The sequence below is a fragment of the Pseudomonas sp. NPDC087614 genome (assembly GCF_044743485.1).
In the GTDB taxonomy this organism is placed as follows: Bacteria; Pseudomonadota; Gammaproteobacteria; order Pseudomonadales; family Pseudomonadaceae; genus Aquipseudomonas; species Aquipseudomonas baetica_A.
The window spans coordinates 52,870-78,921 of the sequence record NZ_JBIUWN010000019.1 but is presented as its reverse complement, the minus strand read 5'-3'; the positions used below and the strand labels follow the sequence as shown (position 1 = coordinate 78,921).

Here is a 26,052-nt window from a genome sequence, read left to right as displayed (position 1 = left end):
TTATTTTCAGAAGCTTTCGAAGAATTCTTCAACAACTTCAACCACTTGCGCCTTCGATCTCTCGTTAGCGGGAGGCGAATTCTACAGCGTTACACGCTGCTGTCAACACCTCTTTTTCAACTTCTTTCTGGCTTCGATGAACTGAAGCAACTTGCTGCCGAAAACCTCATAACTCATTGAATTTCAAGGAGTTTTCCGTTTCGACTGCGCCGGAAGTGGGGCGAATTATAGGCTTCCAGAATCTGCCGTCAACCGTTAATTTCATATTTCTGTCATATCAGTCAAAGAACACCGAAAACACAAAGGCCGACCTCTAGAGGTCGGCCTTCTTCATCCCTGCTTACAAGCTAGGGAAGGCGAACTGCGAGGCTTCGTGGCTAGCACGTTGCGGCCAACGCTGGGTGATTGCCTTGCGACGGGTATAGAAGCGCACACCGTCCGGGCCATAGGCATGCAAGTCGCCGAACAGCGAACGCTTCCAGCCGCCAAAGCTGTGATAAGCCACCGGCACCGGCAAAGGCACGTTGACGCCGACCATACCGACTTCGATCTCATCACAGAACAGACGCGCCGCTTCACCGTCACGCGTGAAGATGCAGGTGCCGTTGCCGTATTCGTGATCGTTGATCAGTTGCATCGCCTCTTCCAGGCTGCTCACCCGGACGACGCACAGCACCGGCCCGAAGATCTCCTCTTTATAGATGCGCATCTCTGGAGTGACGTTGTCGAACAGGCAGCCCCCGAGGAAGAAGCCGTCTTCGTGACCCGTGACGCTCAAGCCGCGACCATCGACCACCAGAGTTGCACCCGCTGCCACGCCGTCATCGACATAGCCGCTGACCTTGTCGCGCGCCTGACCGGTCACCAGTGGCCCCATGTCCAGACCACACGAAGTACCCGCACCAATCTTCAACGCCTTGATCTGTGGAACCAGTTTGGCCACCAACGCATCCGCCACCTGATCACCCACACATACCGCAACGGAGATCGCCATACAGCGCTCGCCGCAAGAACCATACGCCGCGCCCATCAGTGCGCTGACCGCATTATCCAGATCGGCATCCGGCATCAGCACCGCATGGTTCTTCGCGCCGCCCAGTGCCTGAACGCGTTTGCCGCGCTTGGTGCCTTCGGCGTAGATGTATTCAGCAATCGGCGTCGAACCGACGAAGCTCAGCGCTTTGACTTCCGGCGCTTCGATCAGCGCATCCACCGCCGTCTTGTCGCCGTGGACCACGTTCATCACACCTTTTGGCAGGCCGGCTTCCAGCAGCAGTTGAGCAATCAGCAGCGTGGAGCTTGGATCACGCTCGGACGGTTTGAGGATGAAGCAGTTGCCACAGACGATCGCCAGTGGATACATCCACAGCGGCACCATGGCCGGAAAGTTGAATGGCGTGATACCGGCGACTACGCCCAACGGCTGGAAGTCCGACCACGCATCAATGTTCGGGCCTACGTTGCGGCTGTACTCGCCCTTGAGAATTTCCGGCGCAGCACAAGCAAACTCGACGTTCTCGATACCGCGTTTCAGTTCACCGGCAGCGTCTTCGAGAGTCTTGCCGTGTTCTTCGCTGATCAATTGCGAGATGCGCGCTTCGTTCTGCTCCAGCAGTTGCTTGAAGCGGAACATCACTTGGGCGCGTTTGGCCGGCGGCGTGTTACGCCAGGCCGGGAACGCTGCCTTCGCAGCATCAATGGCTTTCTGAATGGTTGCCTGGCTGGCCAGTGGCAACTTGTGGATCGCTTGACCGGTGGACGGGTTGAACACATCAACCGCGCGACCGTTCTCGGTCACCAGTTCGCCATTGATCAAATGCGGGATAACGCTCATCGGGGGACTCCTGAATTTTGTCCGCCGGCGCCGCCGAAGAGGCGCCGGCAATTTGTACTTATATAGAGGGAAAAATCAGTCGAGCTTGTTCAGCACTTCGCCGACCGCGTCGAACAGACGATCAAGGTCTTGCGGCTTGCTGTTGAAGGTTGGGCCGAACTGCAGGGTGTCGCCGCCGAAGCGCACGTAGAACCCCGCTTTCCACAGCGCCATACCCGCCTCGAACGGACGCACGATGGCGTCGCCGTCACGACCGGCAATCTGGATCGCACCGGCCAGACCGTAGTTACGGATGTCGATGACGTTCTTCGAACCCTTCAAGCCATGCAGCGCGTTTTCAAAATGCGGCGCGACTTCGGCCACGCTCTGCACCAGGTTTTCCTTTTGCAGCAGGTCGAGTGCCGCCAGGCCAGCGGCGCAAGCCACCGGATGCGCCGAATAGGTATAGCCGTGGGGGAATTCCACCGCGTATTCCGGCGTCGGCTGGTTCATGAAGGTCTGGTAGATCTCGGAACTGGCAATCACCGCGCCCATCGGGATCGCGCCGTTGGTGATTTGCTTGGCGATGCACATCAGGTCGGGAGTGACACCAAAGCTGTCGGCGCCGAACATCGAACCGGTGCGGCCGAAACCGGTGATCACTTCGTCGAACACCAGCAGGATGTTGTGCTGATCGCAGATTTCACGCAGGCGCTTCAGATAACCCTGAGGCGGAACCAGCACGCCAGCGGAACCGGCCATCGGTTCAACGAACACGGCGGCGATGTTCGACGCATCGTGCAGTTCGATCAGCTTCAGCAGTTCATCGGCCAGGGCGATACCGCCCTGCTCCGGCATGCCACGGGAGAACGCATTGCTCGCCAGCAACGTGTGCGGCAGGTGATCGACGTCCATCATCGCCTGACCGAACATTTTGCGGTTGCCGTTGACGCCGCCCAGGCTAGTGCCGGCGATGTTCACACCGTGATAGCCACGGGCGCGGCCGATCATTTTGGTCTTGGTCGCCTGGCCTTTAAGACGCCAGTAGGCACGCACCATTTTCACCGCCGTGTCGGCGCACTCGGAGCCGGAGTCGGTGAAGAACACATGGTTGAGGTTGCCCGGAGTCAGATCGGTGATTTTCTCAGCCAACTGAAAGGACAACGGATGGCCGTACTGGAAGCCCGGCGAGTAATCGAGTGTGCCCAACTGCTTGGAGACCGCTTCCTGAATTTCCTTGCGGGTGTGCCCGGCGCCGCAGGTCCATAGACCGGACAGCGAGTCGTAGATCTTGCGGCCCTTGTCGTCGAACAGCCAACTGCCCTCGGCACCGACGATCAAACGCGGATCGCGCTGGAAGTTACGGTTGGCGGTGTACGGCATCCAGTGCGCGTCCAGCTTCAGTTGGCTGGCCAGTGGCGACGGAGCGGTTTCAGGCATGTTCATCGGGCAAAACCTCGCAGGGCATAAGCATCAGGGAGATAGAAAGCGTTGTTGCAGCTAAATTGCCACGGCGATAAAGTCGGTGAAATCCAACTCTTCTAACCTTCAGTCAGCCCACCACTAAACTTTGAGTAATCAAGCATGAGCAGCCGCCGTCCCGATCCGCTGGCCCAGGTCAGTGACTTTGATATTCGCTTGCTGCGCATTTTTCGCAGCGTGGTGGAATGCGGCGGCTTCTCGGCGGCGGAAACCGTGCTCGGCATTGGGCGTTCGGCGATCAGCCAGCAAATGAGCGACCTGGAGCAACGCCTCGGCTTACGCCTGTGCCAACGTGGCCGCGCGGGATTCTCGCTGACCGAAGAAGGCCGCGAGGTCTATCAATCGGTGCTGCAACTGTTAAGTGCGCTGGAAAGCTTTCGCACCGAGGTCAACGGCCTGCACCAGCACTTGCGCGGCGAGTTGATCATTGGCCTGACCGACAACCTGGTCACCCTGCCCCACATGCGCATCACCCACGCCCTCGCGCAATTAAAAGAACGCGGCCCGGACGTGCAGATCCAGATCCGCATGATCGCGCCTAATGAAGTCGAACAAGGCGTGCTCGACGGCCGCCTGCATGTTGGCGTGGTGCCGCAGGCCAGTGCGCTGTCCGGTCTGGAATATCAGCCGCTGTACAGCGAACGTTCACTGCTTTACTGCGCGGTCGGGCATCCGCTGTTTTACGTCGATGACAAGCAACTGGACGACGAACGCCTGAATAGTCAGGACGCCATCGCCCCCACCTTCCGTTTGCCGGCAGACATTCAGGCGCATTACCAGGCGCTCAACTGCACCGCCAGCGCTTCGGACCGTGAAGGCATGGCGTTCCTGATCCTGACCGGGCGCTACATCGGTTATCTGCCGGATCACTACGCCAGCCTATGGGTGCAGCAGGGGCGTCTGCGCGCGCTCAAGGCCAAGACACGTTTCTATGACCTGAGCCTCGCATCGGTCACGCGCAAGGGCCGGCGCCCCCATTTGGTGCTGGAAAGTTTTCTTGAAAGCTTGGCGGCGACGCGTTGAAAAACCCGAAAGGCCCAGCCACGCTGGGCCTAACAGACAAAATCGCCAAATAACCTGAGCAAGTGGACAGCTTTTTGCAGAGCAGGATCAACCTCGATCCTTCAACAAGAAGCCCAAGTCCATGCAGCCAGATTCCGCACCGTCCAGCGACCTGATCTACGGCCTCAACGACCGCCCCAAACCGCCCGCCGCGATTCTTGCCGCCCTGCAACACGTACTCGCCAGTTTCGTCGGCATCATCACCCCGCCGCTGGTGATCGGTTCGGCGCTCGGCTTGAACGCGCATTTACCGTACCTGATCAGCATGGCGCTGATGGTGTCCGGGGTCGGCACCTTTATTCAGGCACGCCGACCGTTCGGCATTGGTGCCGGGATGATTTGTCTGCAGGGCACCAGTTTCGCCTTTCTTGGCGCCGTACTGTCGGCAGGTTTTCTGGTCAAACAGCGCGGCGGCAGCCCACAGGACATTCTGGCGATGATCTTCGGCGTGTGCTTTTTCGGCGCGATCGTACAGATCGTACTCAGCCGCTTCATTGGCCAATTGCGTCGCGTCGTTACGCCGTTGGTGACCGGCATTGTCATCACCCTGATCGGAATCAGCCTGATCAAAGTCGGCATCACGGATCTGGGCGGCGGTTTCAATGCGCCGGACTTCGGTGCGCCGGGCAATCTGGCGCTGGGCGTGTTCGTGCTGCTGACGATCATCCTGCTCAATCGCTCGAACACGCCGTGGGTGCGGCTCTCGGCAATCATCATCGGCCTGGTACTCGGCAGTCTGGCGGCATGGTTCAGTGGGAAACTGGTGGTGCAGCCTTTGCCTGACTTGCCGCTGGTGAGTATTCCTGCACCGTTCAAGTTTGGATTCAGCTTCGACTGGACGGCTTTTCTGCCCGTCGCGCTGATTTATCTGATCAGCACCATCGAAACCGTCGGCGACCTCACCGCCAACTGCATGCTGGCCCGCCAGCCCATCAGCGGCCCTTCTTATATAAGCCGTTTGCGCGGTGGCATTCTCGGTGATGGCGTGAGCTGCATGATCGCGGCCACTTTCAGCGCCTTTCCCAACACCACGTTCGCGCAGAACAACGGCGTGATCCAGTTGACCGGTGTCGCCAGTCGCTACGTCGGTTTGTACATCGGCGCGATCCTGTTTTGTCTCGGCCTGTTTCCAATGATCGGCGCGGTGCTGCAACAGATTCCAAAACCGGTGCTTGGCGGTGCGACGCTGGTGATGTTCGGTGCCGTTGCGGCGGCGGGTGTGCGCATCCTCGCGCAATCACCGCTGGATCGACGCAGCATGTTGATCATCGCCACCTCGTTCGGCGTCGGCCTGGGTATTGCCGCGCAACCGAACTTGCTGCACTTGCTGCCGAAACTGGTGCAGAACCTTTTCGACTCGGCGATCACCAGTGGCGGGCTGACCGCAATCATGCTCTGCCTGCTGCTGCCGGAAGCAAAAACCACCACCAGCGAAGCCCATGTGCCGGTGAACAAGGTCGAACAGGCGTAACGGTTTTATTGCTTCAGGACTTGTCTGAAGCCTGTGGGTGCGCTATCAACGCAACTGGTTGCGCCCACAGACAAACCCGGAAGTGCCTATGACCTTTGAAGTCCCCGCTCACGGCGGCAAGCCCGCCAGCCGCATTCGTCAGAAGAACGAAGAGACCATTCTCAAAGCCGCCGAAGACGAGTTCGCCCGTCATGGGTACAAAGGCACCAGCATGAACACCATTGCCCAGAATGCCGGGTTGCCCAAGGCGAACCTGCATTACTACTTCACCAACAAGCTGGGGTTGTACGTGGCGGTGCTGAGCAACATCATCGAGTTGTGGGACAGCACCTTCAACACCCTGACGGCCGAGGACGATCCGGCCGAGGCGCTCACCCGCTACATCCGCGCAAAAATGGAATTCTCCCGCCGCCAGCCGCAAGCTTCGCGCATCTTCGCGATGGAAGTGATCAGCGGCGGCGAATGCCTGAGCGAATATTTCAATCAGGATTACCGCGCCTGGTTCCAGGGGCGAGCGGCCGTTTTTCAAGCGTGGATCGATGCCGGCAAAATGGACCCGGTGGATCCGGTACACCTGATTTTCCTGTTGTGGGGCAGCACTCAGCATTACGCCGACTTTGCCACGCAGATCTGCCGAGTCAGCGGTCGCAGCAAGTTGACCAAGCAGGACATGGAAGACGCCGGCAACAATTTGATCCGCATCATCCTCAAAGGCTGCGGCCTCACTCCCTCTCTATAAGACGTCTATGCCTTTCACCCTCAGTGGTTTTTGCGAATACCGCGAAGAGATTCGCAAAAGCCGCTTCATCACCTACGCCACGCCGATCAGCAGCGCGGCCGACGCGCAGGCGTTCTTCGAACAGCACAGCGACTTGAACGCCTCGCACAACTGCTGGGCGTGGAAACTGGCCGATCAATACCGCAGCAATGACGACGGCGAGCCTGGCGGCACGGCGGGCCGGCCCATTCTGGCGGCGATTGAAGCGCAGGATTGCGATCAGGTCGCCGTACTAGTGATTCGTTGGTACGGCGGCATTCAACTGGGCACCGGCGGTTTGGCCCGCGCCTATGGCGGCGGCGCAAACAAGTGCCTGCAGACGGCGGCGAAAGTCGAGTTGATCAGCCGTGTGCCGCTGCGTTGTGCCTGTGGGTTTGCCGAGCTGGCGCTGGTGAAGTTGCGGGTGGCGGATCTGGGCGGGTTGGTGGTCGAGGAAAACTTCACTGCCAACGGCGTCGAATTGCAGCTAGCCGTGGGTGAAATGCAGATCGAATTATTGCAACGCCAGTTGGCTGATTTGAGTCGTGGGCGGATTTTGCTTCAGCGTTCAAGCGCTGCGATCTTTTAGGGCATCGCTTGATTTCCTTATTCCCCCGAGTTGCCCACATCGGCTGTGCACCCGACTGTGGATAACCTGAGCACATTGCGCTGTAACCCTTCTGTCACGCGGCTTTGCGCGGTTTGTTCATTTTTCGTTCAATCTCTCCTGAAAAATTCAAAATTCGCCTAAAAACAATCAGTTAATAACGTTTAGCACCATTAGAAGAAAGCCTTGAAGTGCTTATGCCCAGGTTTAAAGCTTGCGCACAATAACTGTGGAGCAACCTGTGGATAACCCGTTCATGGCTGGCGCAGTTGCAGACTCTGCCTAGCCCCCGCGTCTTTGCTCGTTTTTTGATCAGTCACCGAAGGGCAAAACTGGAGCCTGTTCAACGGCTTTGCTCTGAATTGGTGCCGGGGCATTACCCGATGCAGCCTTGAACGCTTTGCGCCGAGCCCTGATGCACGCGGTCGCCCCGGGTTCCTGACTCAATGGCCAGGAAATTGCTTTATCCACAGGCACAACTCCAAGCAAGTCGAGCCTGTCATGCCAATCGATCCGCCCAACACGCGCCTGCAACTGCGCCACATCAGCAAACGCTACCCCGGTTGTCTGGCCAACGATGCCATCGACCTGAGCATCGCCCCTGGGGAAATCCATGCGCTGCTCGGTGAAAACGGCGCGGGCAAAAGTACGCTGATGAAGATCATCTATGGCGTCACCCAGGCCGATGCGGGCGAGATGCTCTGGCAAGGTCAACGGGTGAATATCCGCAACCCGGCGCAGGCGCGGCAGTTGGGGATCGGCATGGTGTTCCAGCATTTCTCACTGTTTGAAACCCTCAGCGTGGCGCAGAACATTGCTCTGGCGATGGGCGCAGCGGCCGGTACGCCCAAACAACTGGAACCGAAAATTCGCGAAGTGTCGCGCCGTTACGGCATGGCGCTGGAGCCTGAGCGACTTGTCCACAGCCTGTCGATCGGTGAGCGACAACGGGTGGAAATCATCCGCTGCCTGATGCAGGACATCCGTCTGCTGATTCTCGATGAACCGACCTCGGTGCTGACACCGCAAGAGGCCGACGACTTGTTCATCACGCTGCGGCGCCTCGCCGCCGAGGGCTGCAGCATTCTGTTTATCAGCCACAAGCTCGGCGAAGTCCGCGCCTTGTGCCATAGCGCCACGGTTTTGCGCGGCGGACGAGTGGCCGGGCATTGCGTGCCCGCCGAGTGTTCGGATCAACAATTGGCGCAGTTGATGGTCGGCGAAGCGGCGGCGTTGATCGGTGACTATCCGAAAGTCAGCGGCGGCGCGGATTTTTTGCAGGTGAGCGGTTTGAGTTGGCACAACCCCGATCCGTTTGGCTGCTCGTTGACCGACATTAATGTGCAAGTGCGCAGCGGTGAAATCGTCGGCATCGCCGGGGTCGCGGGCAATGGTCAGGATGAGTTGCTCGCCCTGCTCAGCGGCGAACAAACCCTGCCGAGCGCCGAGGCGACGACGATTCGCTTCGGTGAACAAGCTGTCGCTGACTTACGCCCGGATGCGCGGCGCAAACTCGGTCTGGCCTTCGTCCCCGCCGAACGCCTCGGCCACGGCGCGGTGCCCGAGTTGAGTCTGGCGGACAACGCCCTGCTCACGGCCTTCCAGCAGGGATTGGTCAGTAACGGGCTGATCCAGCGCGGCAAGGTCGAAGCCCTCGCGCAACAAATTATTCAACGCTTCGGCGTGAAAACCCCGGACACGCAAACCGTTGCGCGCAGCCTGTCCGGCGGCAACTTGCAGAAATTCATTCTTGGCCGGGAAATCCTCCAGCAACCGAAACTGCTGATCGCCGCACACCCGACCTGGGGCGTGGACGTCGGCGCTGCCGCCACCATCCACCGTGCGTTGATTGCGTTGCGCGATGCCGGTGCGGCGATTCTGGTGATTTCCGAAGACCTCGACGAACTGTTCCAGATCAGCGACCGCCTCGGTGCGTTGTGCGGCGGGAAGATGTCCGCGTTGCACAACACGGCGGACACCCTACTGAGCGATGTCGGTGGCTGGATGGCCGGCCAGTTCGATGCCCCTCAACAACACGCCACGGTTTAACGGAGTTTTCAACATGCTGCTTTCTCTCGAACCCCGTGGCCAGCAATCGCGCCTGATGCTCTGGTGCTCGCCGTTGTTGGCGGCGGCGCTGACCCTCGGTTGCGGTTCGCTGCTGTTCATCGCTCTGGGTCATGATCCACTGCAAACTTTGCACACTCTGTTGATCGCACCGGTCAGCGACGTGTACGGCGTCTCCGAATTGCTGGTCAAAGCCCTGCCGATTCTGCTCTGCGCGTTGGGCTTGGCCGTGGCCTATCAAGCGCGAATCTGGAACATCGGCGCCGAAGGCCAATTGCTCCTGGGCGCGTTGGCCGGCAGTGCGCTGGCGGTGAACATCATCGACATGCAAAGCCGTTGGGCACTGGTGCTGATTCTGCTCACCGGCACCCTCGCCGGCGCGGCGTGGGCCGGGCTGACGGCATGGCTGCGCACGCGTTTCAACGCCAACGAAATCCTCACCAGCATCATGCTCAATTACATTGCCCTCAACCTGTTGTTGTTCTGCGTACACGGCCCGTTGAAAGACCCGGCCGGCTTCAACTTTCCCGAGTCGGCGATGTTTGGCGATGCCAGCCGTTTACCGCTGTTGATGGAGGATGGCCGCGTGCACGCCGGGGTGTATTTCGCCCTGCTCGCCTTGGTGGCGGTGTGGGTGTTGTTGCAGAAAAGCTTTGTCGGTTTTCAGATCAAAGTGCTCGGGCTGGACAAGCGTGCGGCGGGGTTTGTCGGTTTTCGCGAGAAACGGCTGATCTGGCTGGCGCTGCTGATCAGCGGCGGTTTGGCCGGGCTCGCGGGGGTCTGCGAAGTCACCGGGCCGATTGGTCAGTTGGTGCCGCAGGTTTCGCCAGGGTATGGCTATGCGGCGATCACCGTGGCGTTTCTCGGGCGGCTGAATCCGATCGGGATTCTGTTCTCCAGTCTGTTGATGGCGTTGCTGTACATCGGCGGCGAGAGTGCGCAGATGGCCCTCAACCTGCCGCAAGCGATTACCCAACTGTTCCAGGGAATGATGCTGTTTTTCCTGCTGGCCTGTGACGTGCTGATCCTCTATCGGCCGCGCCTGAAACTGCGCTGGAGACGGCGCGCCTCGACCACTGCCGTAACCGCCGGAGCGCTGTGATGGATATCGATCTGCTGAGCAATATTTTCTACGCCATGGTGCGTTGCGGCACACCGCTGTTATTGGTGGCGCTGGGTGAACTGATCTGCGAGAAGAGCGGCGTGCTCAACCTCGGCCAGGAAGGGATGATGCTGTTTGGTGCAGTGATCGGTTTTATCGTCGCCCTCAGCAGCGGCAACTTGTGGCTCGGCGTGTTGCTGGCGATGCTCGCGGGGATGCTGTTGTCGTCGCTGTTTGCCCTGGTGGCGCTGGTGTTCAACGCCAATCAGGTGGCGACCGGGCTGGCGCTGACGATTTTTGGTGTGGGGTTGTCGACCTTTGTCGGCTCCGCGTGGGTGGGTAAACCACTGGCGGGTTTTGAGCCAATGGCGATTCCGTACTTGAGTGAAATTCCGCTGATCGGGCGGATGCTGTTTGCTCAGGATCTGTTGGTTTACCTGTCGTTCGCGCTGTTTGCGCTGGTCGCGTGGGTGATCATCAAAAGTCGTATCGGGCTGATCATTCAGGCCGTCGGTGAGAACCCGGATGCGGCCAGTGCGATGGGCTTGCCAGTGTTGACCGTGCGTACGCTGGCCGTGCTGTTTGGCGGGGCGATGGCCGGGTTGGCCGGGGCGTATCTGTCACTGGCGTACACGCCGATGTGGGCCGAGAACATGACGGCCGGGCGCGGCTGGATCGCGCTGGCGCTGGTGGTGTTTGCCAGTTGGCGGGTGTGGCGGTTGTTGCTGGGGGCGTATCTGTTCGGGCTCGCCAGCATCCTGCATTTGGTGGCACAGGGGATGGGGCTGGCGATTCCGTCGAGCTTGCTGGCGATGCTGCCGTATGTGGCGACGATTGTGGTGCTGGTGTTGTTGTCGCGCGATGCGCTGCGTACGCGGTTATATGCGCCGGTGTCGTTGGGGCAGCCGTGGCAGGCAGGGCATTGATGCGCTGAAGAGACTGACCTCTTCGCGGGCCCGCTCCCACAGGTTCAGCGGTGATTACCCATTTGTGTACGACACGGACACTGTGTGGGCTTGCCCGCGAAGAGGAGTATGCTCCACGGCCAATACCTCTTTTGAGTGCGTCAATGCGCAGTGGTGAATAAGCTCAGGCCTGCGCCGTCAGCCGCCCTTGCTGCGCGACAAACTGCAACTGATCGAAACCCGTATGAGTGAACTCGACGCACTGCGTCAGGAGTTGCAACTACGGCTCGCTCAGGCGTGTCCATTGAATCCTGCACGTTAACTTTTCAAGGAACCCATCATGTCCCAGGCAAAAAACGCACTGATCATCGGCGCCTCCCGTGGTTTGGGCCTCGGGTTGGTGAAAACCCTGCTGGCCGATGGCTGGCAAGTGACGGCCACCGTGCGCAATCCTTCGAACGCCGACGCGTTGCAAGCGCTGGGCAAGGTGCGCATCGAGAAGCTTGATATGGATGACCAGCAAGCGGTGATCGCCCTGAGTCAGCAACTCAAGGGCGAGACGTTCGACCTGCTGTTCGTCAACGCCGGGGTCAAAGGCCCGGATGCACAAACCCCGGGCGGCGCGACACTGGCCGAAGTCGGGAAATTGTTTTTCACCAACGCGGTGGCACCGATCAATCTGGCCCAGCGTTTCGTCGGGCAGATTCGCGATGGCAGCGGTGTGTTGGCGTTCATGAGTTCGGTACTCGGCAGCGTGACCATGCCGGATGCGCCGGAACTGGCGCTGTACAAGGCGAGCAAGGCTGCGCTGAATTCGATGACCCACACTTTCGTGACCCAGTTGGGCGAGCAGAAACTCACGGTGCTGTCGCTGCATCCGGGTTGGGTGAAGACGGACATGGGCGGTGAGGGTGCCGACATTGATGTCGAGACCAGCACGCGCGGTCTGGTCGATCAGGTGAATGCGTTTACTGGCAAGGGCGGGCACCACTTCGTCAATTACAAGGGTGAAACCATTCCTTGGTAAGCACCGTATAACCCCTGTGGGAGCGGGCTTGCTCGCGAAGGCGTCGTGTCAGTCAATACACCCGTGCCTGACTCAGCGCTTTCGCCAGCAAGCCCTCTCCCATAAGGGGTGGTGTGTGTTGTCCTGTCGGGTGGGGCTTGCCCGGCATCGCGTTTTGTTTGAAACTGCGCGCCTCGTCCTTCGCGGCGACCCTGGATCAGCAGACAGGGCAACACTGAGCTGGCAACCCTGAACCCCACTTTCAGAGGAGCCGGCCACAATGCCTGCCATCCGTATCTGGTTAAAAAATCCCCTCGCCATTTTCACGGCCAACGCGCTCGATGCCCGTGGTGGTCTGGTGCTGCAACACGGCGTGATCGTCGAAGTGCTGGCGGCCGGTCAGCAACCGTCCGCGCCGTGCAATGAAGTGTTCGATGCCCGCGAACATGTGATCCTGCCGGGCCTGATCAACACCCACCACCATTTCTACCAAACCCTGACTCGCGCCTGGGCGCCAGTGGTCAATCAGCCCTTGTTTCCCTGGCTGAAAACCCTGTACCCGGTGTGGGCACGCCTGACGCCTGAAAAACTCGCCCTCGCGACAAAAGTGGCTTTGGCTGAATTGCTGCTATCGGGTTGCACCACCGCCGCCGACCACCATTACCTGTTCCCGGACGGTCTGGAAAACGCCATCGACGTACAAGTCGAAACCGTGCGTGAACTGGGCATGCGCGCCATGCTCACTCGCGGCTCGATGAGTCTCGGCGAGAAGGACGGCGGCCTGCCGCCGCAGCAGACCGTGCAGGAAGGCCAGGTGATTCTCGACGACAGTCAGCGCCTGATTCACGAGTACCACGAGCGTGGCGATGGCGCGCAGATTCAGATTGCCCTGGCACCGTGCTCGCCCTTCTCGGTGACGCCGGAAATCATGTCGGCCAGCGCTGAACTGGCGAACCAGCTCGACGTGCGCCTGCACACGCACCTGGCCGAAACCCTCGATGAAGAGGACTTCTGCCTGCAGCGTTTCGGCCTGCGCACCGTCGATTATCTGGACAGCGTCGGCTGGCTGGGCCCGCGCACCTGGCTGGCCCACGGCATCCACTTCAACCCGGACGAAATCACCCGCCTCGGCCAGGCCGGCACCGGCATTTGCCATTGCCCGAGTTCGAACATGCGTCTGGCCTCCGGCATTTGCCCGAGTATCGATCTGACCGACGCTGGCGCGCTGTTTGGTCTGGGGGTCGACGGCTCGGCGTCCAACGATGCGTCGAACATGATTCTGGAAGCGCGGCAGGCGTTGTACATCCAGCGTCTGCGTTATGGCGCCGAGAAAATTACCCCCGAGCGTGTGCTGGGTTGGGCGACCAAGGGGTCGGCGAGCCTGTTGGGCCGCACCGACATCGGTGAACTGGCGGTCGGCAAGCAGGCCGATCTGGCACTGTTCAAGCTCGATGAGCTGCGCTTCTCCGGTAGCCATGATCCGATTTCGGCGCTGCTGCTGTGTGGCGCCGATCGTGCGGATCGAGTGATGATCGGCGGCAAGTGGCGTGTGGTTGACGGCCAGGTCGAAGGCCTGGATCTCAAGGGCTTGATTGCCGATCACAGCCAGGCCGCGCGCCAACTGATCGCCGGCACCTGATTCACCACCGATAAAACCTGTGGGAGCGGGCTTGCTCGCGAAGGCGTCGTGTCAGTCAGTTTTAAGCTGCCTGACAGACCGCTTTCGCGAGCAAGCCCGCTCCCTCATTTGGAATTGTGGTGTTCCTAGAGCCCGAGCAGGGACAGCATGATGAACGTCGCAAACAACACAAAGTGCGTCATACCCTCAATGGCGTTGGTTTCGCCGTCGTTGAGGTTGATCGCACTGACGATCAGGGTGATGAAGATCATCACCGTCTGCACTGGCGTCATCGCCATCTGAAACGGCTGACCGGTATACAGCGCCATGGCTTCCATCACCGGCACGGTCAGGATCACCGTCGACAGTGACGCGCCCATCGCGATGTTGACCACCGACTGCATGCGGTTGGCCAGCGCCGCACGCAATGCCGTGAGAATTTCCGGCGCGGCCGAGATTGCCGCCACCAGAATCGCCGTGATCACCGGCGGCGCCCCTGTTCCCTCCAGGCCCAGATCGAGGGTTTTCGACATCACCTCGGCCAGCGCGCCGATCACCACCACACCAAACACCAGAATGCCAATCGACAAGCCCAATCTGAGCGGTTTCGGTTGCTGTTCGACCTGCTCTTTCTTGCGCCGCTTGTCCGGGTAGCTGTAGCTGAAAAAATAGCTGTGCGGCCCGACCTGCATGCGCAGGAACAAGGTGTAAAGCACCACCATCGCACCGATGGTGAACGCCGAATAAACCTTCCAGTTAGCCTCGGGAATGAACTCCGGCACCACCATCGACACGCCCATGGCGGTGAGGATCATCACGCTGTAGCTGCGCGCCGAATCGTCGTTGTAGGACTGCTCGCCGTGCTTGATCCCGCCCATCAGCGCCGCGAGGCCGAGGATGCCGTTGATGTCGAGCATCACCGCAGAATAGATCGTGTCACGCACCAGAGTGGGCGACGCTTCGTTGCTCATCATGATCGCCAGAATCACCACTTCGACCAGCACGGCGGCCAGTGTGAGAATCATCGTGCCGTAAGGGTCGCCGACTTTTTCGGCGAGCAGTTCGGCGTGGTGGGCGACGCGCATTGAGGCGACGACGATGAACGCGATCAGCACCAGCCCGGCGCCCAGGGCAACGATCTGGCCGCTGTGCAGCAGCCAGTGTTCCAGTGGATAAGCGACGAGTGCGGCGATGAGCGCCAACAGTAGAAAGCTTTCTTGCTTGAGAATCGTGAGCATGGCGGGCCTTTTGCCGGAGAGTGCGAGTGAGCTACTGACTGCGGAACGGCGCTAACGTTTCGTTACACCTTAGCGCACCAGTGAATGGCGGCCGTTTCATTCGTTGCACTTTTATTGGCCGCGCCGACCTCTTCGCGAGCAAGCCCGCGCCCACATTGATATGCATTCCCCTGTGGGAGCGAGCGTGCTCGCGAAGGCCGTTATGCGGTTTGGAGACGTTTGTTGTCCTGTTGGTCAGCAATTTGCATTGACGCTGTCCACACACAACAAAACGGAGCTCCAATTCATGCAAATACGTCCGCTGCACAAACTGCTGTGCGCCGTCCTCGGTCTGGGGATCAGTCTGAGCGCCAGCGCTGCCGATCCGCTGAAGGTCGGTTTCGTCTATATCGGCCCGATCGGCGACCACGGCTGGACGTATCAGCATGAACAGGGGCGCAAGGCACTGGCCGAGAAATTCGGCGATCAGATCACCACCCACTTTGTGGAAAACGTCGCCGAAGGTGCCGATGCCGAGCGGGTGATCCGCAACATGGCCAAGGACAAGTACGACCTGATATTCACCACCTCGTTTGGCTACATGAACCCGACGCTGAAAGTCGCCAAACAGTTTCCCAAAGTGACTTTCGAACACGCCACCGGCTACAAGCAGGACAAGAACCTCGGCACCTATCTGGCACGCACTTACGAAGGTCGCTACGTCGGTGGTTTCCTCGCGGCGAAGATGACCAAGAGCAAAAAAATCGGCTACGTCGCCTCGTTCCCGATTCCGGAAGTGATCCGCGACATCAACGCTATTCAACTGGCCCTGAACAAGTACAACCCAGGCACCGAGATCAAAGTGGTGTGGGTCAACTCGTGGTTCGATCCGGGCAAGGAAGCCGATGCGGCCAACGCCCTGATCGATCAGGGCGTGGACGTGGTGTTCCAGCACACCGACAGCCCCGCGCCGATTCAAGCGGCCGAACGTCGTGGCGTGTACGCCGTGGGCTACGCCTCCGACATGGCGCACTTCGGGCCGAAAGCGGTGCTGACTTCAATCGTCAATGACTGGGCGCCGCACTACATTCAGGCGACGCAAAGCGTGATCGACCACACCTGGAAATCCCAGGACTACTGGGGCGGTTTGAAAGAAGGCACGGTTGAACTGCCGATCAGCGACCTGGTGCCGGCGCCCGTGAAGGCTGAAGCCGAGCAGATCATCGCCGACATCAAGAGCGGCGCGTTCAAGCCGTTTACCGGGCCGATCAAGGATCAGGCCGGGGTCGAAAAAATCCCGGCGGGCGTGAGCGCAACCAACGCAGAACTGGCCTCGATGAACTATTACGTGGAAGGCATGAAGGCCGAGATGCCGAAGTAAGCGCACACCTGTGGGAGCGGGCTTGCTCGCGAAGGCGTCGTGTCGGTCGATACGCAATGGCCTGATACACCGCCTTCGTGAGCAAGCCCGTTGTCACGTTTGGCTCTCCAGTGCTTTCAAGGATTGTGTATGGATCAGCTTCCGATCATCGACATCAGCCCGCTCTACAGCGACGACCAAAACGCCTGGCCCGCCGTGGCCGAGCAGATCGACCAGGCCTGCCGCGAGTGGGGGTTCTTCTACATCAAGGGTCATCTTGTTTCGGCGCAACGCATCGACGCCCTGCTCGACCACGCACAGCGTTTTTTTGCGCAACCGGCGCCAGAAAAACTCAAGATCGACATCACCCAGACCCGCCATCACCGTGGCTACGGCGCCATCGCCACCGAGCAACTCGACCCGAGCAAACCCAGCGACCTGAAAGAAACGTTCGACATGGGTCTGCATCTGCCGGTCGATCATCCCGACGTGCTGGCGGAGAAACCCTTGCGCGGGCCGAACCGCCATCCTGAGCAAGCGGGATGGCAACCCTTGATGGAGCAGCACTACCTCGACATGCAGGCCCTCGCGCAAACCTTGTTGCGCGCCATGACGATAGCCCTTGGCATTGAGCGTGATTTCTTCGACAGCCGTTTCAATGAGCCGGTCAGCGTGTTGCGGATGATCCATTACCCGCCACGCCACACTGCCAGCTCTGCCGAGCAACAAGGCGCTGGCGCGCACACCGATTACGGCTGCATCACCCTGCTCTATCAGGACGCGGCGGGTGGTCTGCAAGTGAAGAACGTCAAAGGCCAATGGATCGACGCACCGCCGATTGACGGCACCTTCGTGGTCAACCTCGGCGACATGATGGCGCGCTGGAGCAACGACCGATATCGCTCGACACCGCACCGGGTGATCAGCCCGCTGGGCGTGGATCGCTACTCGATGCCGTTCTTCGCCGAGCCACACCCGGACACGCGCATCGAATGCCTGCCCGGTTGCCGGGACGCACAGCATCCGGCGAAATATCCGACCACTACTTGCGCCGAATTCCTGCTCTCGCGCTTCGCCGATACCTACGCCTATCGGCGGGAACAGGAGGCGATCTGATGGATCGCTTGGTCAGGTTTTGCCAATTGTTTCGGCAAGCATCTGTAGAATGCCGTCATTGCACCTGATGAGAAAAGACTATGTACGACTGGCTCAACGCCCTGCCCAAGGCTGAACTGCACCTGCACCTGGAAGGCTCGCTGGAGCCCGAACTGCTGTTCTCCCTGGCCGAACGCAACAAGATCGCCCTGCCGTGGAACGACGTTGAAACCCTGCGCAAGGCTTACGCCTTCAACAATCTGCAGGAATTTCTCGACCTGTATTACCAGGGCGCCGACGTGCTGCGCACCTCCCAGGATTTCTACGACCTGACCTGGGCCTATCTGCTGCGCTGCAAAGAGCAGAACGTGATTCACACCGAACCGTTCTTCGACCCGCAAACCCACACCGATCGGGGTATCCCGTTCGAAGTGGTGTTAAACGGCATCGCCGCCGCTTTGAAAGATGGTGAGCAGCAACTGGGCATCACCAGCGGTTTGATCCTGAGTTTCCTGCGCCATCTGAGCGAAGACGAAGCACAGAAAACCCTCGATCAGGCGCTGCCGTTCCGTGACGCGTTTGTCGCTGTCGGTCTGGACAGTTCCGAGATGGGTCATCCGCCGAGCAAGTTCCAGCGCGTGTTCGACCGCGCTCGTCACGAAGGCTTCCTGACCGTCGCCCACGCCGGTGAAGAAGGGCCACCGGAGTACATCTGGGAGGCCATCGACCTGCTGAAAATCCAGCGTATCGACCATGGCGTGCGCGCCATCGAAGACGAGCGCCTGATGCAGCGGATCATCGATGAGCAAATCCCGTTGACCGTGTGCCCGCTGTCGAACACCAAGCTTTGCGTGTTCGATCACATGTCGCAGCACAACATTCTCGACATGCTTGAGCGTGGCGTGAAGGTTACGGTGAACTCAGATGACCCGGCGTACTTCGGCGGCTACGTGACCGAGAACTTCCACGCGCTGCACGAGCACCTGGGCATGACCCAGGATCAGGCCAAGCGTCTGGCACAGAACAGCCTGGATGCACGGTTGGTAAAACCGTAACAACACTGAAGAGCTAAAGTGGGGCTTGCTCGCGAAGGCGTCGTATCAGTCGACATGGTTGTTGAATGACACCCCCCCTTCGCGAGCAAGCCCGCTCCCACCATGGCATTTATGTTCAGCCTGCGACTTGTGTTTCAGTCAGCTCTTCCAGCGTTTTGCCCCGCGTCTCCATCCCGAACAGCCACACCACCCCTGCCGCAATCGCAAAGCACAGCGCACCCAGCGCAAACACCCCACCCTGCCCGGTCACCGGGAACACCAGCCCGGTCACCAAAGGCCCGAGCAGCGACCCCACCCGACCAATCGCCGAGGCGAATCCCGAGCCCGTCGCCCGGGCTGACGTCGGATACAACTCCGGCGTGTAGGTGTAGAGCACTGCCCACATGCCAAACAGGAAGAACTGCATCAGCAACCCTGTGCTGATCAGCAGCGCCACATTCCCGCCGAACACCGCGCTCTGCCCATACAGAAACGCCATTACCCCCCCGCCGAGCAGCGTGACGATGCACACCGGTTTACGTCCCCAGCGTTCCACCAGCCACGCCGCCATCAGGAAACCGGGAATCCCGCCCAGGGAAATCAGCACCGTGTAATACACCGACTGCGTCACGGCGAAACCAGACTGTTGCAGCAATGCGCTGAGCCAAGACGTCAGGCCATAAAAACCCAGCAGCGCGAAGAACCACACACTCCAGATCATCGTTGTGCGCTGGCGATACTGTGGCGACCAGATCTGCTTGAGCGCCGAAAAGAAGTCGCCCGGGGGCGTCACAGTGCGCGGTATACGAAGCGGTGACGGCAACGCGGCGCCACCGAGCGATGCGCGCACCCGTGCTTCGATCCCGCTCAAGACCTTATCGGCGGCCTGATGTTTTCCGGCCTGTTCCAGCCAGCGCGGTGATTCGGGAATGAAAAAACGGATCGCCAGCACAAACACCGCCGGCACCGCCAACACCAGAAAGATGTCGCGCCAGCCAATCAGCGGCAGCAGGAAATACGACAGCACCCCGGCCGCGACAAAACCCAGCGGCCAGAAGCCGTCCATCAAGGCGATGTAGCGCCCGCGTCGCTGAGCCGGAATCAGCTCCGACAACATCGATTGGGCAATCGGAAACTCCATGCCCATGCCAATCCCCAGCAGGATGCGGAACAGCGTCAGCGACTCGATCGTTTGCGCCGTCGAGCAGAGATAACTGGCCAGCCCCCACAGGACGATGCTCCACTGAAACACCGGTTTGCGTCCGAAACGGTCGGCGAGCATGCCGGACAACGACGCGCCGAGCACCATACCGAAGAAACTCGAACTGGCGAGCAGCCCTGCCTGCGCACTGCTCAGGCCGAACTCGGCTTTGATCGAGCCGAGCAGGAACGTCATCATCGCCAGGTCCATGGAGTCAAAGAAAAACGCCAGGGCGATGATGATGAAAATGATCCGGTGATAACCGCTGATCGGCAGTCTTTCCAAGCGTTCTGCCGCGCTGAAGCCTTGAGTGTCCATATCGCCTCCCCCATCCGAAATATCCCCGGATTGAGTGTGCGCGATGGTGATACAGAGGCCGTACTGGATGCGACCTGCTCGCAGTCGTAGACGACGTCGACACGCCTGACGTCGATCTCGAATGCTCTATCACGCCATCTCCAGCTCGGTTTCCTTGGCAAATCGATGCAATTCCCGCTGGCCGGTGTCCGTCAGTTGCAGGGCTCTTGAATCATTGGGCAATGTCAGCCAACCGGACTGCATGAACAACTGCAGCAATGCCGCACCGAGTGAACCGCCCATGTGCGGACGACGCTCGCTCCAGTCCGGGCAAGCGCAAGCCACCTGCACGTTGCGATGGGCCAGCGCCTGGATGAACACGCCGCGACTGGCCAACTGTTTAGCGCCTTTATGGGTCACCACCACGCGTTGTTCAAGCTGTTCGATCCAGCCGGCGTCGAGCAGTCGCTGGTACAGATCGGCAGCCAGCGTGCCGCCCAAATGGTCATCACAAAAACGTGCGCGCAATAGCGATGAGGGTGCCGTCTGAGGTTTGGCCATGGGTGTGGCGCGCTTGAACACTTCGGCGACTTCCCGCGGAGCACTGGCAATGGTGGCGCTGGCCAGCGCTTCTATCGCCGCCCCCACCTCCGGTGCCGAAAGACGGAAAAACCGCTTGCGACCACGAACTTCAACCTTCAACAGACCGCCGGTGGACAAGCGTGCCAGATGCGCGCTGGCCGACGACGGCGACAGTCCTGCCAGTAGCGCTAGCTCCTCGGTCTGCCGGGCCGAGCCGTCCATCAGCGCCCACATCATCGCGCTGCGCTTGGGGTCGGCCAGCAACGTGGCGATCTGGCTGATGCAAGGTGCATGTTCCATGTATTCACTCCCTGTGGAATCGTATCGTCTACTGCTCGGAGACATCTTGACCAGTAATGGGTCGGCGGCCAAGACGTGAAAATCGCCCTGAGCCGGGGCAAGGCAGGCCATTGACACAACATGTTCCGGCATAGAACCCGCCACCCTTGCACAGCCCTGAATTGAACAGGGACTGCTGGGTGTGACGTCGTCCGGGCCGGGTTTCGGTACTGGCATGAGGCGGGCGCTAGTATAAGCGGGATGCACGCCCCGTCCCGCGTCGCGGCCTGCACGTGTGGTGATTGTTCCTGACAGAAATTTCTCTATTTACCTGCGACTAATGATCAAGTTTCTGGAAAACGGGAAATTGACTACTCAAATCAGCGCAACGGCTGGCGAGCATTTCCCTCAGCAGGTTCACCGGCTTACTCAATTGTGCGCGATGTGCGCACAAAAGATTCAGCGGAGCGCGCTCACAAAGCAGCTCCGGCAACAGCACTTTGAGGCGCCCGGCGAGGACATCGGCGCCCACGTCCAGCCAGGATTTGTAGGCAATGCCCGCGCCGGCCACCGCCCACAACCGCACGACGTCGGCGTCGTCACTGAAACGATCGCCACTGACGGTCAAACCGACTTCGCGCTTACCGTCGTGAAAACTCCAGTGGTCATGCACCCGGCTGCCGAGCATGTACAACAGGCAATTGTGCTGAGCCAGTTGTTCGAGTTGGCGCGGTTCGCCGTGCCGCGCCAGATAGGCCGGGGATGCGCAAAGCACGCGGCGGTTATGCGGGGCGATGGGCAAGGCGATCAGGCTGGAGTCTTCCGGCTCGCCATAACGCAGGGCGATGTCCACCGGCTGGCGAAACAGGTCGGCGATGCGGTCGCCGAGCAACAGGCGTACGGTCAGTTTCGGATGTTCACGCTGGAACTCGTCGAGCCAGGGCAACAACAGGTTGCGCCCGAAATCCGAAGGTGCCGACAACTGCAAGACCCCGCTGACCTGCTCCTGCCCGCTGGCCAACAGACGTCGGCCCTCATCGAGGTTGCTCAGCGCGGCCCGGGCGTATTCGAGAAAGCCTTCACCCTCGGCGGTCAGGCGAAGACTGCGCGTGGAGCGCGCCAGCAACCGTGCGCCGAGTTGCTGCTCAATGCGCTTCAACGCCGCACTGGCCACCGCGGCGGACATGTCCATCACCCGCGCCGCCGCTGACAGGCTGCCCAGATCCGCCGCCCGAACAAACAACTGCAAGTCATCGAAACGCAGCATCCACAGCCTCGACTATCAAAAAAATATTGAAAGAGACTGCTCTTTTAGCCGGTTTTATCTTGCAGAGAAATAGCCAATCATCTGCGCCATCGAATTCATCCCGCTTCTATGGAGCCGAGCATGTCCCAGCCATTTACTGCTATTGCCACCCTGACCGCCAAACCCGGCCAGCAGGACACCCTTGAGCAGGCGTTGCGCGCACTGGTAGAGCCAAGCCGTGCCGAGGACGGTTGCAGTCAGTATGACTTGCATCGCGACCTGACCGACCCGCAGGTGTTCTACGTAATCGAACACTGGGCCAGCGAAGCCATCCTGCAAGCGCACAACGCCAGCGCACACTTTCAGAATTTCCAGGCCACTGCCGGCCAGTGCATCGAACACTTCGAACTCAAACGTCTGGGCAGCATCGCCTGAACCTTTCTTTTATTACCTTTACGGAGCCCCTCATGAAAGCCATTGCTTATTACGCCTCCCTGCCGATCAGCGACGCAAAATCCCTGCAAGACATCGAACTGCCGGAACCGGTGGCTGGCCCGCGCGATTTGCTGGTGGAAGTCAAAGCCATTTCGGTCAATCCCGTGGATACCAAAATTCGCCAGAACGTCGCCCCTGAAGGCGGCGCGGCGAAAGTGCTGGGCTGGGACGTGGCCGGAGTGGTCAAGGCTGTGGGCAGTGAAGTGACGCTGTTCAAGGCTGGGGACAACGTCTTCTACGCCGGTTCCATCGCCCGCGCGGGTGGCAACAGCGAACGGCACGTTGTGGATGAGCGAATTGTCGGGCACATGCCCAAATCCCTGGGTTTCGCTGAAGCCGCCGCCCTGCCCCTGACCGCGATCACCGCGTGGGAGTTGCTCTTCGAACGCCTGCAAATTCGCGAAGGTAAAACCGCCGAAGGCCAGAGCCTGCTGATCGTCGGCGCGGCGGGCGGCGTGGGCTCGATCCTCACGCAACTGGCCAAGCAACTGACCGGTCTGAACGTGATCGGCACCGCCTCCCGTGAGCAGACCCGCGATTGGGTCAGCGAGTTGGGCGCGGACCTGGTGATCGATCACAGCCAGCCGCTGAGCGAAGCGCTCAAGCGTGCCGGGATCAACCAAGTGACCCACGTCGCCAGCCTGACCCAGACCGAGCAGCACCTGGACCAACTGATCGAAGCCCTGGCGCCGCAAGGCAAGCTGGCGCTGATCGACGATCCGAAGTCGCTGGACGTGACCAAGCTCAAGCGCAAGAGCCTGTCACTGCACTGGGAGTTCATGTACACCCGCTCGCTGTTCGAGACGCCGGACATGATCGAACAGCACAACCTGCTCAACCGCGTGGCCGAACTGGTTGATGCCGGAACCTTGAAGACGACGGTTGGCGAGTACTTTGGCAGCATCAATGCGGCGAATCTGCGTCGGGCGCATGAATTGCTGGAGAGCGGCAAAGCCAAGGGAAAAATTGTTTTAGAAGGTTTCTAAACAGCAAAAAATCGCAGTCTTCGGCAGCGCCAATAACGGGCTGGCGGGGGCTGCGATATTTTTTGGGCCGTCAGTCTGACAGTTGATCCTTGTCACAATTGCGATCGTATTCAGGTCTACAATCGACGCCTCTGCGATACATCTTTTACGCAAGGGAGGTCAGCAATGAAGATCCTGATAAAAGAAGTGGCAAAGTCTCAATGGCAGGTTCGCCTGGACCAGCACGCCGTGACATTCCGCAGTGAAGCCGAAGCCTTGGCCTTCATCCGCACCCTCGAAGCGCGCATTTGCGCGCCCCATCAGATCCCCGACCTCAGCCAGCAACGCGCTGCCGGTTGAGGTTTTCTTATGCCTCGGCCCGGGCTTGCGCCAGTGTTCGGGCATTCTGTAAACGCCGGGTGAGCATCGCGGCGCTCACCACCAACAAACCGCACAGGCTGATGACCATTGCCATCGGCACGGCGGAGCCATCGTGCAACACGCCCACCAGCGCCGAAGCCCCAGCGGCGACGCTGAACTGCATGCAGCCGAGCAACGCCGACGCACTGCCGGCGCGGCCACCCTGCCCATTCATTGCACAGGCTGCGGCATTGGGACTGATGCAGCCAAGGCTGGCCACACAGATGAACAAAGGGATCAGCAGCGGCCACAGTGCCTCGGTGTGCAAAGCCGCGACCGCTAGCAAAGTCAGACCGGCGGCCAGATAAACCCAGACCGCGCGCGACAGCAGAAACGCCGGGCCTCGCTTGGCCAATAGCCGCGCATTGATTTGCGCCACCAGAATGAACCCCGCCGCGTTGGTGCCGAACAGCCAGCCGAAATGCTCCGCCGGCACGCCATACAGTTTGATAAAGATGAACGGTGAGCCCGCAATGTAGGCAAACATCCCGGCGATGGCGATGCCGCCAGTCAGGGCATGGCCGATATAAACCGGATCCTTCAACAGGCGTCCATACTGGCGCAAGGCACCGGACAACGGTTGGCGCGGTATATGCGCCGGCATACTTTCCGGCAGACCGAGGGCCACCGCCAAGCCGGCCAATGCACTGAAAACGGTCAGCACCAGAAAGATCGACTGCCAACCCGTGGTGTTGACCAGCAGGCCGCCGAGCATCGGCGCCAGGATGGGGGCCAGGCCCATCACCAGCATTAGCTGCGAAAAGACCTTCGCCGAGCCCACCGCATCGCATTTGTCGCTGACCACCGCCCTAGAAATCACCATCCCCGCACAACCACCCAGCGCCTGCACGAAGCGTGCGCCGATCAGCCATTCCAGATTTGGCGCATAAGCGCAGGCCAGGGACGCCAGCGTGAACAGCGCAAGACCAATAAGCAACGGAACCCGTCGACCAAAGCGATCCGCTACCGGGCCGTAAGCCAGTTGGCCAATCGACAGACCAAGGAAGTACGCGGCCAGCGTCATCTGGACGTGTTTTTCATCGGTAGCGAATGCCAGCGCCATGGAGGGAAACGCAGGTAAATAAAAGTCGATCGCCAAGGGACCGAAGGCGGTCAAGGCACCGAGAATCAGAATGGTACGGAAGTTCATCAGGCATCCAGGTTGGCAAGTCGGCAGCCCGACAGTTTAGCCGCGCCCGGACGCCTTGAACATTCCGATAGCTCGCTAACTATTAAAAATCAGACGAGTTTGATGGCGTAACCTTCCTCGCTGATGGCGGCGATCACCTGATCGGCCGTCATTACACTGTCGACACCGACCTCTTTGGCTGCCAGATCAACCTGCACAACGGCCGCCGGATCCTTGGCTTGCACCGCGTTGGTGATCGCTTTGACGCAGTGGCCGCAGGACATGCCTTGAACGTTGAACACTTGCATGGGATGACTCCTTTGAGTGAGGTTGCCAGCAGTTTTGAGCTTGCCATGGTGACAAGGTCAAGTTCTTGAATAAACGGCCGGGCTGGCAATCGGCGCCGCGCTCGGCCAAGCTGCGTGCATCAATGACCTAAATTCAGGAGATTCAGCCATGCGCTGGTCAGCTTTCAGCCTGTTTGGCTTGCTCAGCCTCTTCGCCTTCCTGCCTCAGGCCAACGCGACCGGGGAGGACTACGCCGTTCTGATCATTTCGCGCGAGCGTCTGGAAGTGCCGACGTCTTGCGAGATTGGCGTGTACATCCAGGATCAGTTTGCAGGGCGACTGCTTCAAGAGCAGTCCACCTCGTTCAACCTGCCCCATGGTACTTTTTCGATTCGTCTGAAACTGGAGCCAGGTCAAGTATCGGGTTGTCAGCCCGGCATGCTGGCACCACCGGCGCAGGAGATCTCGCTCAAGGCTGGCGATGTGGTGAAGTACCGTATCGCCTCATCCGCCAAAGGCTTGTACCTGCGGCCCGCCGCCCTCGAATATTAAGC

The 26,052-nt window shown here is 59.9% G+C and carries 25 protein-coding genes and 1 pseudogene; 18 read left to right on the top strand and 8 right to left on the bottom strand.

The features are described 5' to 3' along the window. On the top strand, positions 1 to 180 hold a 180-nt coding region (locus ACIOWA_RS10435; RefSeq protein ID WP_401159689.1), incomplete at its 5' end, for a hypothetical protein. Between the two features lie 160 nt (positions 181 to 340). On the opposite strand, the gene ACIOWA_RS10430 is transcribed toward ACIOWA_RS10435, so the two are convergent. Both ACIOWA_RS10430 and ACIOWA_RS10425 read right to left on the bottom strand, forming a co-directional pair. Beyond that, positions 341 to 1,834, bottom strand: coding sequence for a CoA-acylating methylmalonate-semialdehyde dehydrogenase (locus ACIOWA_RS10430; RefSeq protein ID WP_339494010.1), 1,494 nt, complete (start codon positions 1,832 to 1,834; stop codon positions 341 to 343). Positions 1,835 to 1,909: 75 nt separating this feature from the next. Beyond that, positions 1,910 to 3,259 carry an aspartate aminotransferase family protein gene (locus ACIOWA_RS10425; RefSeq protein WP_339431902.1) on the bottom strand — a complete coding sequence of 450 codons (1,350 nt, stop codon included), beginning with the start codon at positions 3,257 to 3,259 and terminating at the stop codon, positions 1,910 to 1,912. 138 nt (positions 3,260 to 3,397) lie between these two features. Between ACIOWA_RS10425 and ACIOWA_RS10420 the strand changes: the two genes are divergently transcribed. The 10 genes and pseudogenes from ACIOWA_RS10420 (at position 3,398) to ACIOWA_RS10375 (ending at position 13,911) form a co-directional block, all read left to right on the top strand. Then, on the top strand, positions 3,398 to 4,318 hold the full coding sequence (locus tag ACIOWA_RS10420; RefSeq protein WP_221734345.1) for a LysR family transcriptional regulator: 921 nt from the start codon (positions 3,398 to 3,400) through the stop codon (positions 4,316 to 4,318). Positions 4,319 to 4,439: 121 nt separating this feature from the next. Then, the gene (locus tag ACIOWA_RS10415) at positions 4,440 to 5,828 is read left to right on the top strand and encodes a nucleobase:cation symporter-2 family protein (protein ID WP_339431901.1); all 1,389 of its coding nucleotides are present in this window, start codon (positions 4,440 to 4,442) and stop codon (positions 5,826 to 5,828) included. A gap of 88 nt (positions 5,829 to 5,916) precedes the next feature. Continuing rightward, positions 5,917 to 6,567 (top strand): TetR/AcrR family transcriptional regulator, encoded by a 651-nt coding sequence (locus ACIOWA_RS10410; protein WP_150617871.1) that lies wholly within the window; start codon positions 5,917 to 5,919, stop codon positions 6,565 to 6,567. Between the two features lie 7 nt (positions 6,568 to 6,574). Then, positions 6,575 to 7,174, top strand: a complete 600-nt coding sequence (locus ACIOWA_RS10405; protein ID WP_401159686.1) for an IMPACT family protein — start codon at positions 6,575 to 6,577, stop codon at positions 7,172 to 7,174. 519 nt (positions 7,175 to 7,693) lie between these two features. Beyond that, positions 7,694 to 9,241: an ABC transporter ATP-binding protein gene (locus tag ACIOWA_RS10400; protein ID WP_401159684.1), complete on the top strand. Its 1,548-nt coding sequence runs from the start codon at positions 7,694 to 7,696 to the stop codon at positions 9,239 to 9,241. A 13-nt stretch (positions 9,242 to 9,254) separates the two neighbouring features. After that, a complete protein-coding gene (locus tag ACIOWA_RS10395) occupies positions 9,255 to 10,361 on the top strand; it encodes an ABC transporter permease (RefSeq protein WP_339431898.1) in 1,107 nt (368 codons plus the stop codon). Then, on the top strand, positions 10,361 to 11,287 hold the full coding sequence (locus ACIOWA_RS10390) for an ABC transporter permease (protein WP_339431897.1): 927 nt from the start codon (positions 10,361 to 10,363) through the stop codon (positions 11,285 to 11,287). Before ACIOWA_RS10395 ends, ACIOWA_RS10390 begins: the two co-directional genes overlap by 1 nt. A 187-nt stretch (positions 11,288 to 11,474) precedes the next feature. Beyond that, positions 11,475 to 11,588, top strand: a pseudogene (locus tag ACIOWA_RS10385) (MerR family transcriptional regulator); the annotation flags it as partial. Between the two features lie 18 nt (positions 11,589 to 11,606). Further along, on the top strand, positions 11,607 to 12,293 hold the full coding sequence (locus ACIOWA_RS10380) for an SDR family oxidoreductase (RefSeq protein WP_401159682.1): 687 nt from the start codon (positions 11,607 to 11,609) through the stop codon (positions 12,291 to 12,293). Between the two features lie 259 nt (positions 12,294 to 12,552). Then, positions 12,553 to 13,911: an 8-oxoguanine deaminase gene (locus tag ACIOWA_RS10375; protein ID WP_401159680.1), complete on the top strand. Its 1,359-nt coding sequence runs from the start codon at positions 12,553 to 12,555 to the stop codon at positions 13,909 to 13,911. A 125-nt stretch (positions 13,912 to 14,036) separates the two neighbouring features. Here ACIOWA_RS10375 and ACIOWA_RS10370 read toward each other — a convergent pair whose 3' ends face one another. Continuing rightward, complete coding sequence (locus ACIOWA_RS10370) at positions 14,037 to 15,128, bottom strand: calcium:proton antiporter (RefSeq protein WP_401159678.1); 1,092 nt, start codon at positions 15,126 to 15,128, stop codon at positions 14,037 to 14,039. A gap of 286 nt (positions 15,129 to 15,414) precedes the next feature. Here ACIOWA_RS10370 and ACIOWA_RS10365 point away from each other — a divergent pair, with 286 nt between their 5' ends. The 3 genes from ACIOWA_RS10365 to ACIOWA_RS10355 all read left to right on the top strand — a co-directional run bounded on the left by ACIOWA_RS10365 (position 15,415) and on the right by ACIOWA_RS10355 (position 18,617). Continuing rightward, positions 15,415 to 16,488: a BMP family ABC transporter substrate-binding protein gene (locus tag ACIOWA_RS10365; RefSeq protein ID WP_339431893.1), complete on the top strand. Its 1,074-nt coding sequence runs from the start codon at positions 15,415 to 15,417 to the stop codon at positions 16,486 to 16,488. A gap of 129 nt (positions 16,489 to 16,617) precedes the next feature. Continuing rightward, positions 16,618 to 17,583: an isopenicillin N synthase family dioxygenase gene (locus ACIOWA_RS10360; protein WP_401159674.1), complete on the top strand. Its 966-nt coding sequence runs from the start codon at positions 16,618 to 16,620 to the stop codon at positions 17,581 to 17,583. An 80-nt stretch (positions 17,584 to 17,663) separates the two neighbouring features. Beyond that, the gene (locus tag ACIOWA_RS10355) at positions 17,664 to 18,617 is read left to right on the top strand and encodes an adenosine deaminase (RefSeq protein ID WP_401159671.1); all 954 of its coding nucleotides are present in this window, start codon (positions 17,664 to 17,666) and stop codon (positions 18,615 to 18,617) included. A gap of 115 nt (positions 18,618 to 18,732) precedes the next feature. Here ACIOWA_RS10355 and ACIOWA_RS10350 read toward each other — a convergent pair whose 3' ends face one another. The 3 genes from ACIOWA_RS10350 to ACIOWA_RS10340 all read right to left on the bottom strand — a co-directional run bounded on the left by ACIOWA_RS10350 (position 18,733) and on the right by ACIOWA_RS10340 (position 22,222). Beyond that, positions 18,733 to 20,115, bottom strand: coding sequence for an MFS transporter (locus ACIOWA_RS10350; RefSeq protein ID WP_339494004.1), 1,383 nt, complete (start codon positions 20,113 to 20,115; stop codon positions 18,733 to 18,735). A gap of 129 nt (positions 20,116 to 20,244) precedes the next feature. Then, a complete protein-coding gene (locus ACIOWA_RS10345; protein WP_339431889.1) occupies positions 20,245 to 20,976 on the bottom strand; it encodes a helix-turn-helix transcriptional regulator in 732 nt (243 codons plus the stop codon). Between the two features lie 316 nt (positions 20,977 to 21,292). Next, entirely contained in the window at positions 21,293 to 22,222 is a 930-nt protein-coding gene (locus ACIOWA_RS10340) for a LysR family transcriptional regulator (RefSeq protein WP_221734175.1), read from the bottom strand. Positions 22,223 to 22,342: 120 nt separating this feature from the next. On the opposite strand from ACIOWA_RS10340, the gene ACIOWA_RS10335 reads away from it, so the two are divergent. The 3 genes from ACIOWA_RS10335 (at position 22,343) to ACIOWA_RS10325 (ending at position 24,021) form a co-directional block, all read left to right on the top strand. Next, complete coding sequence (locus ACIOWA_RS10335; protein ID WP_339431888.1) at positions 22,343 to 22,636, top strand: putative quinol monooxygenase; 294 nt, start codon at positions 22,343 to 22,345, stop codon at positions 22,634 to 22,636. A gap of 32 nt (positions 22,637 to 22,668) precedes the next feature. After that, complete coding sequence (locus tag ACIOWA_RS10330; RefSeq protein WP_401159666.1) at positions 22,669 to 23,682, top strand: zinc-binding alcohol dehydrogenase family protein; 1,014 nt, start codon at positions 22,669 to 22,671, stop codon at positions 23,680 to 23,682. 165 nt (positions 23,683 to 23,847) lie between these two features. After that, complete coding sequence (locus ACIOWA_RS10325) at positions 23,848 to 24,021, top strand: hypothetical protein (protein WP_339431886.1); 174 nt, start codon at positions 23,848 to 23,850, stop codon at positions 24,019 to 24,021. A gap of 7 nt (positions 24,022 to 24,028) precedes the next feature. Here the strand turns inward: ACIOWA_RS10325 and ACIOWA_RS10320 are convergent, their stop codons facing one another. After that, a complete protein-coding gene (locus tag ACIOWA_RS10320) occupies positions 24,029 to 25,231 on the bottom strand; it encodes a multidrug effflux MFS transporter (protein ID WP_339431885.1) in 1,203 nt (400 codons plus the stop codon). A gap of 89 nt (positions 25,232 to 25,320) precedes the next feature. After that, the gene (locus tag ACIOWA_RS10315; RefSeq protein WP_221734180.1) at positions 25,321 to 25,518 is read right to left on the bottom strand and encodes a cation transporter; all 198 of its coding nucleotides are present in this window, start codon (positions 25,516 to 25,518) and stop codon (positions 25,321 to 25,323) included. A gap of 148 nt (positions 25,519 to 25,666) precedes the next feature. On the opposite strand from ACIOWA_RS10315, the gene ACIOWA_RS10310 reads away from it, so the two are divergent. After that, positions 25,667 to 26,050, top strand: a complete 384-nt coding sequence (locus ACIOWA_RS10310) for a hypothetical protein (protein WP_221734181.1) — start codon at positions 25,667 to 25,669, stop codon at positions 26,048 to 26,050. The last annotated feature ends 2 nt before the right edge of the window (positions 26,051 to 26,052 follow it).

What these genes read in the sequence shown, in the direction of transcription:
- ACIOWA_RS10355 (WP_401159671.1), top strand. Translation starts at nt 17,664, where the DNA reads ATGTACGACTGGCTCAACGCCCTGCCCAAGGCTGAACTGCACCTGCAC.
- ACIOWA_RS10400 (WP_401159684.1), top strand. Translation starts at nt 7,694, where the DNA reads ATGCCAATCGATCCGCCCAACACGCGCCTGCAACTGCGCCACATCAGC.
- ACIOWA_RS10345 (WP_339431889.1), bottom strand. Translation starts at nt 20,976, where the DNA reads ATGGAACATGCACCTTGCATCAGCCAGATCGCCACGTTGCTGGCCGAC.
- ACIOWA_RS10395 (WP_339431898.1), top strand. Translation starts at nt 9,255, where the DNA reads ATGCTGCTTTCTCTCGAACCCCGTGGCCAGCAATCGCGCCTGATGCTC.
- ACIOWA_RS10405 (WP_401159686.1), top strand. Translation starts at nt 6,575, where the DNA reads ATGCCTTTCACCCTCAGTGGTTTTTGCGAATACCGCGAAGAGATTCGC.
- ACIOWA_RS10350 (WP_339494004.1), bottom strand. Translation starts at nt 20,115, where the DNA reads ATGGACACTCAAGGCTTCAGCGCGGCAGAACGCTTGGAAAGACTGCCG.
- ACIOWA_RS10415 (WP_339431901.1), top strand. Translation starts at nt 4,440, where the DNA reads ATGCAGCCAGATTCCGCACCGTCCAGCGACCTGATCTACGGCCTCAAC.
- ACIOWA_RS10325 (WP_339431886.1), top strand. Translation starts at nt 23,848, where the DNA reads ATGAAGATCCTGATAAAAGAAGTGGCAAAGTCTCAATGGCAGGTTCGC.
- ACIOWA_RS10390 (WP_339431897.1), top strand. Translation starts at nt 10,361, where the DNA reads ATGGATATCGATCTGCTGAGCAATATTTTCTACGCCATGGTGCGTTGC.
- ACIOWA_RS10380 (WP_401159682.1), top strand. Translation starts at nt 11,607, where the DNA reads ATGTCCCAGGCAAAAAACGCACTGATCATCGGCGCCTCCCGTGGTTTG.
- ACIOWA_RS10430 (WP_339494010.1), bottom strand. Translation starts at nt 1,834, where the DNA reads ATGAGCGTTATCCCGCATTTGATCAATGGCGAACTGGTGACCGAGAAC.
- ACIOWA_RS10330 (WP_401159666.1), top strand. Translation starts at nt 22,669, where the DNA reads ATGAAAGCCATTGCTTATTACGCCTCCCTGCCGATCAGCGACGCAAAA.
- ACIOWA_RS10365 (WP_339431893.1), top strand. Translation starts at nt 15,415, where the DNA reads ATGCAAATACGTCCGCTGCACAAACTGCTGTGCGCCGTCCTCGGTCTG.
- ACIOWA_RS10410 (WP_150617871.1), top strand. Translation starts at nt 5,917, where the DNA reads ATGACCTTTGAAGTCCCCGCTCACGGCGGCAAGCCCGCCAGCCGCATT.
- ACIOWA_RS10360 (WP_401159674.1), top strand. Translation starts at nt 16,618, where the DNA reads ATGGATCAGCTTCCGATCATCGACATCAGCCCGCTCTACAGCGACGAC.
- ACIOWA_RS10310 (WP_221734181.1), top strand. Translation starts at nt 25,667, where the DNA reads ATGCGCTGGTCAGCTTTCAGCCTGTTTGGCTTGCTCAGCCTCTTCGCC.
- ACIOWA_RS10315 (WP_221734180.1), bottom strand. Translation starts at nt 25,518, where the DNA reads ATGCAAGTGTTCAACGTTCAAGGCATGTCCTGCGGCCACTGCGTCAAA.
- ACIOWA_RS10420 (WP_221734345.1), top strand. Translation starts at nt 3,398, where the DNA reads ATGAGCAGCCGCCGTCCCGATCCGCTGGCCCAGGTCAGTGACTTTGAT.
- ACIOWA_RS10375 (WP_401159680.1), top strand. Translation starts at nt 12,553, where the DNA reads ATGCCTGCCATCCGTATCTGGTTAAAAAATCCCCTCGCCATTTTCACG.
- ACIOWA_RS10320 (WP_339431885.1), bottom strand. Translation starts at nt 25,231, where the DNA reads ATGAACTTCCGTACCATTCTGATTCTCGGTGCCTTGACCGCCTTCGGT.
- ACIOWA_RS10340 (WP_221734175.1), bottom strand. Translation starts at nt 22,222, where the DNA reads ATGCTGCGTTTCGATGACTTGCAGTTGTTTGTTCGGGCGGCGGATCTG.
- ACIOWA_RS10335 (WP_339431888.1), top strand. Translation starts at nt 22,343, where the DNA reads ATGTCCCAGCCATTTACTGCTATTGCCACCCTGACCGCCAAACCCGGC.
- ACIOWA_RS10425 (WP_339431902.1), bottom strand. Translation starts at nt 3,259, where the DNA reads ATGAACATGCCTGAAACCGCTCCGTCGCCACTGGCCAGCCAACTGAAG.
- ACIOWA_RS10370 (WP_401159678.1), bottom strand. Translation starts at nt 15,128, where the DNA reads ATGCTCACGATTCTCAAGCAAGAAAGCTTTCTACTGTTGGCGCTCATC.